The following is a 1,720-nucleotide window of genomic DNA, read 5'->3' on the forward strand; positions in this document are numbered from 1 at the left end:
CCGGCGAGGTCCTTGGTCATCTTGCCGCCCTCGACCGTCTTGATGATCACGTCCTCCAGCGCCTCGGCAAAGCCGATCACCTCGGGGGTGGAATCCAGCTTGCCGCGGTGCTTGAGCCCGCCCGTCCAGGCGTAGATCGACGCGATCGGGTTGGTCGAGGTGGGCTTGCCCGCCTGATGCTGGCGGTAGTGCCTGGTGACGGTGCCGTGCGCGGCCTCCGCCTCGACGATCTTGCCGTCCGGGGTGGACAGCACGGAGGTCATCAGACCCAGCGAGCCGAAGCCCTGGGCCACGATGTCGGACTGCACGTCGCCGTCGTAGTTCTTGCAGGCCCAGACGTAGCCGCCGGACCACTTCAGCGCGGCCGCCACCATGTCGTCGATCAGCCGGTGCTCGTACGTCAGGCCCGCCTCTTTGTAGGCCACCGCGAACTCGGCGTCGAACACCTCCTGGAAGATGTCCTTGAACCGGCCGTCATAGGCCTTGAGAATGGTGTTCTTCGTGGACAGGTACACCGGGTAATCGCGGGCCAGACCGTAGTTGAGCGACGCCTTGGCGAAATCGCGGATCGAGTCGTCCAAGTTGTACATGGACAGCGCCACGCCCGCGCTGGGGGCCTGGAAGACCTCGTGCTCGATCGGCGCAGAGCCGTCGGTCGGGGTGAAGGTGATCGTCAGGGTACCTGGACCGGGGAACCGGAAGTCGGTGGCCCGGTATTGATCTCCGTAGGCGTGACGGCCGACGATGATCGGCTTGGTCCAGCCGGGTACCAGCCGCGGGATGTTCGAGATGATGATCGGCTCACGGAAGATGACGCCACCGAGAATGTTGCGGATGGTGCCGTTGGGCGATCGCCACATCTTCTTCAGGCCGAATTCCTCCACCCGCGCCTCGTCCGGGGTGATCGTCGCGCATTTCACCCCGACGCCGTGCTTCTGAATGGCGTGCGCGGCGTCGATGGTGATCTGATCGGACGTCGCGTCGCGGGTCTCGATGCCGAGGTCGTAATACTCCAGGTTGATATCGAGGTAGGGCAGGATCAACTTGTCCTTGATGAACTGCCAGATGATCCTGGTCATCTCGTCGCCGTCCAGCTCGACGACGGTGCCCGTCACCGCAATCTTCGCCATAAGTGGCTTGTCTCCTCTCGAAGGGCAGTCGGACACGCTGCGTCGTTGCAGGTGACCGCATCGCCCGGGGGGTCCCCACTGGTGCACGATCTCCGCGCACCGTACCGTCAGGGCACGACTGCGGGATGCGGCGGGTCGGGGGCTGGGCCGCGCCCGGTTACGCTCGGTCATTGCCAGGGGGAAATATGGGGGCAGGTCTTTTCGAAGGTGACCGGAAAGCCGCATGGACGGCTCTCCTTCATGCGCACGCACGGATGGTCACGCGACTGGCCACCGATCTGGACAACGCGACCTTGATCTCGCTCGGCAGCTACGACGTGCTGGTCCAGCTGTCGGACAACGGCGGCAAGCTCCGGCTCAAGGAGCTGGTCAACCGGGTGGTGCTCTCGCAGCCAGGGCTGTCCCGCAAGGTCGCGAAGATGGAAACCGAGGGCCTGGTCGAACGGCTGGACGATCCGGCCGACGGCCGAGGGGTGATCGTGCACATCACCCGGGCCGGGCGGGCGGCCCTGCGCCGAGCCTCGGTCGTGCACATCGCCGGGATCGAGCGGGAGTTCACCTCACAGATCAGCGATCAGGAGGCGGCGGTG

At 65.3% G+C, this 1,720-nt stretch carries 2 protein-coding genes; one reads left to right on the top strand and one right to left on the bottom strand.

Annotated features, from left to right (window positions below):
- Window positions 1-1,130 (bottom strand): NADP-dependent isocitrate dehydrogenase (locus tag VET27_RS24190; protein WP_526522258.1); only part of this gene is annotated, 1,130 nt, incomplete at its 3' end.
- Between the two features lie 254 nt (window positions 1,131-1,384).
- Between VET27_RS24190 and VET27_RS24195 the strand changes: the two genes are divergently transcribed.
- Window positions 1,385-1,720: MarR family winged helix-turn-helix transcriptional regulator (locus VET27_RS24195; protein ID WP_526522260.1), on the top strand; the 336-nt coding region annotated here is incomplete at its 3' end.

Source organism: Mycobacterium sp. (assembly GCF_035633495.1).
Classification (GTDB): Bacteria; Actinomycetota; Actinomycetes; order Mycobacteriales; family Mycobacteriaceae; genus Mycobacterium.